At 48.1% G+C, this 2,929-nt stretch carries 3 protein-coding genes; 1 reads left to right on the top strand and 2 read right to left on the bottom strand.

Going from position 1 to position 2,929, the window contains the following annotated elements:
- The coding region (locus A3751_RS12825) for a DUF3365 domain-containing protein (RefSeq protein WP_156492429.1) at positions 1-320 on the top strand (320 nt) is incomplete at its 5' end.
- A 65-nt stretch (positions 321-385) separates the two neighbouring features.
- Here A3751_RS12825 and A3751_RS12820 read toward each other — a convergent pair.
- Together A3751_RS12820 and A3751_RS12815 are read right to left on the bottom strand one after the other, a co-directional pair.
- Positions 386-1,174: a hypothetical protein gene (locus tag A3751_RS12820; RefSeq protein WP_068456635.1), complete on the bottom strand. Its 789-nt coding sequence runs from the start codon at positions 1,172-1,174 to the stop codon at positions 386-388.
- A gap of 240 nt (positions 1,175-1,414) precedes the next feature.
- Positions 1,415-2,929: ABC-F family ATPase (locus A3751_RS12815; RefSeq protein WP_068456634.1), on the bottom strand; the 1,515-nt coding region annotated here is incomplete at its 5' end.

Raw genomic sequence — 2,929 nt, 5'->3', positions numbered from 1 at the left:
TCGCCCGCACCGCATTGAAGGTGCGTAATCCGGAAAATACGCCTGATGAGTGGGAAGTCAGCGTTATGCAGGATTTTGCGATGCGCCTAGCAGAGGGGGAGAATCCCATAGCGCTTGAGGCGAGCAAGATAGAAAATGGCGAGTTTCGTTATATGAAAGCGATTCCGACTGCAGCGGTCTGCCTTGTTTGTCATGGTTCTGATATCGCAGCGCCGGTGGCCAAAAAAATTGCTTCTTTGTATCCTCAAGATCAGGCGACGGGTTTTACTGAAGGCGAATTGCGGGGCGCGTTTTCGCTACGTAAAACTGTCGTGGACTAAAAAGATAGATCTTTATTGGAAGACAAGCCGGGACATTGCCGGCTTGTCTTGCTGCTGAAAAACGCTTAAAAACGTGCGATCCAACCAATCATAAAGCCTTGTGTGGCGGTTACGTATTCAAAGGTTCCTCTGTTGCGATAATCGACCCACACAGAACGATACGATAGGTTAAGGTCAGACCAGTCGTTCAAGTGATACATGGCACCTGCATGAAACAAACTTGTAAAGTCTGTGTCAGCGCCTGCACCCACATCGGTATTAAAGTAAGCACGCCAGTTGTTTGAAATATCGTCCTCGAGACGAAAGCCAATCACGTAATCGATCCAATCTTCGTTTAAGTCTGCCTCTGCTAAGCGAGTGCCATTCACCAAATCGACAGTGGCTTTGCCATCGATATCCCACCAGCGGAGGCCAAAGGTGAAATCAAAGGTGGCTGTGCCGTTCGTGGAGCGTTTGAAGCCTTTCAATTCGAAAACGCCCTGACGTAAATCGATGTCAGCATTTGCTAAACCAAAACCGTTAACGAATAGACCATTGCGCTCACCGCCCAGTTCCATAAAACCGTAATCGACCCAATAACCCCAGCTATTATCCTTTACGCTTTCGAAACGAAACATGCCGGCCATCTCAAGATGATCCATGATAAATTCCGGGTCTACATCGACGTTTAAGGGTAGGTTCCCAACTCGGGCATCGCCTCCTATATTGACGGCTTGCGCGTAGATCTCGACGCTGTTTTGCCAGCCCGATGCCTCGGTTTGCGTGGCTTCTTCGGCTTGCACGAGACCGTTAAAAAATAGAGGGAGTGCGACGAACGCAGATGATCGGAGAAGTGATTTAATGGAGAGCGGCATAAAGTAACCCTTTTTATTGTAAAACGTGAAGGCTTGAGTCGTTAACAAATGCGGTTAACGGTTACTAACTTATAGCCTCTTCTTATGATTTGGCAACAAGAACTTCAGGCGATACGCGTGCTTCAAAAGGAGTAACAGGATTAACTGGAGTAATTGCGAGCGGCTTGAGACGCTTGAGAGGAAAGTAGAGCGAAGGAGGGGCAGAGTGTCGCGACCCTCCTTCGATAACGCGAAAACAAACTATGCTGCGATGATGCCGTTCTTTTGTTTCGCCGCTTGATCCGCAAGATACTCTTCATAGGTCCCTTGGAAATCGACAAGCTTTTTATCTTTAATTTCGATCACTCTCGTCGCGAGCGAAGAAACAAACTCTCTGTCATGACTCACAAAGATCAAGGTGCCATCGAAGGCTTTAAGCGCCTCGTTGAGTGACTCGATCGCTTCCATGTCCATGTGGTTCGTTGGCTCATCCATTACTAACACGTTGAGTTCCATCATCATCAACTTACCGAAGATGAGTCGGTTCTTTTCGCCACCAGAACACACCGCAACCTTCTTGTTAATATCGTCTTCGCTAAAGAGCATCCGCCCAAGCATGCCTCGAACGGCAAGGTCATTGTGTTTGGCGGTTTTCCACTGAGACATCCATTCGAAAACGGTGAGTTCCTTTGCAAAGTCTTCTTTACTATCTTGAGGGCAGTAGCCGATTTCAGCATTCTCTGACCATTTGGCGACGCCTGAATTAGGTTGGATCTTGTCGACAAGGCAACGTAGCAAGGTAGATTTGCCAACACCGTTTTCACCAATAACCGCGAGTTTTGCGCCCGCTTCAAGAATGAGGTCGTCTGAGGTGAATAGGGTTTCACCGTCATAACCGTGAGAAAGACCTTCTAATGTGAGCGCTTGACGATGCAATTTTTTATGTTGTTTGTAGCGGATGGATGGGCTAACTCGGCTGGATGCTTTAACTTCATCGAGCTGAATCTTCTCCATGCGCTTGGCGCGCGACGTCGCTTGCTTTGCTTTTGAGGCATTTGCAGAAAAGCGGTTAACGAAAGACTGTAACTCTTCGATCTCAGCACTCTTTTTGGCATTTTCTGAATGCAATTGTTCCTGAACCAAGCTCGCTGCGGCGGTATATGCCTCGTAGTTGCCCGGATAAATACGCAGTTCACCGTAGTCGATGTCGGCCATGTGCGTACAGACTTTGTTCAAAAAGTGACGGTCGTGCGAGATGATGATCATGGTACATTTTCGCTCATTGAGTATCTCGGCTAACCATTCGATTGTATGAATATCCAAGTTGTTGGTAGGCTCATCAAGAAGCAGTATGTCTGGGTTGGCGAATAGCGCTTGCGCGAGTAATACACGTAGTTTCCAGCCGGGGGCTACTTGCGCCATTAGTCCAAAATGCAGTTCTTCTTCAATGCCTGCCGATAACAAGAGCTCACCTGCGCGACTCTCTGCGCTGTATCCATCCATCTCTGCGAAAAGCGTCTCTAACTCGGCAACGCGCATGCCTTGTTCTTCGCTCATTTCAGGCAAGCTGTATATGTATTCTCGCTCCTGCTTCACTTCCCAAAGTTCAGCATCGCCCATAATGACGGTGTCGACCACGCTGAATTCTTCAAACGCAAATTGGTCTTGGCGCAGCGAACCCAGCTTCTCTCCTGGTGTGATTGAAACATTGCCCGCTGTTGGCGTTAATTCCCCACTTAGAATTTTCATCAGCGTCGATTTGCCGCAGCCATTTGC

The organism is Oleiphilus sp. HI0080, from assembly GCF_001635135.1.
Note: the sequence above shows the minus strand (reverse complement) of the source record. Positions and strands in the feature narration are given on the sequence as shown.

Excerpts from the sequence above, each read along its gene's own strand:
- A3751_RS12820 (WP_068456635.1), bottom strand. The coding sequence starts at position 1,174 with ATGCCGCTCTCCATTAAATCACTTCTCCGATCATCTGCGTTCGTCGCA.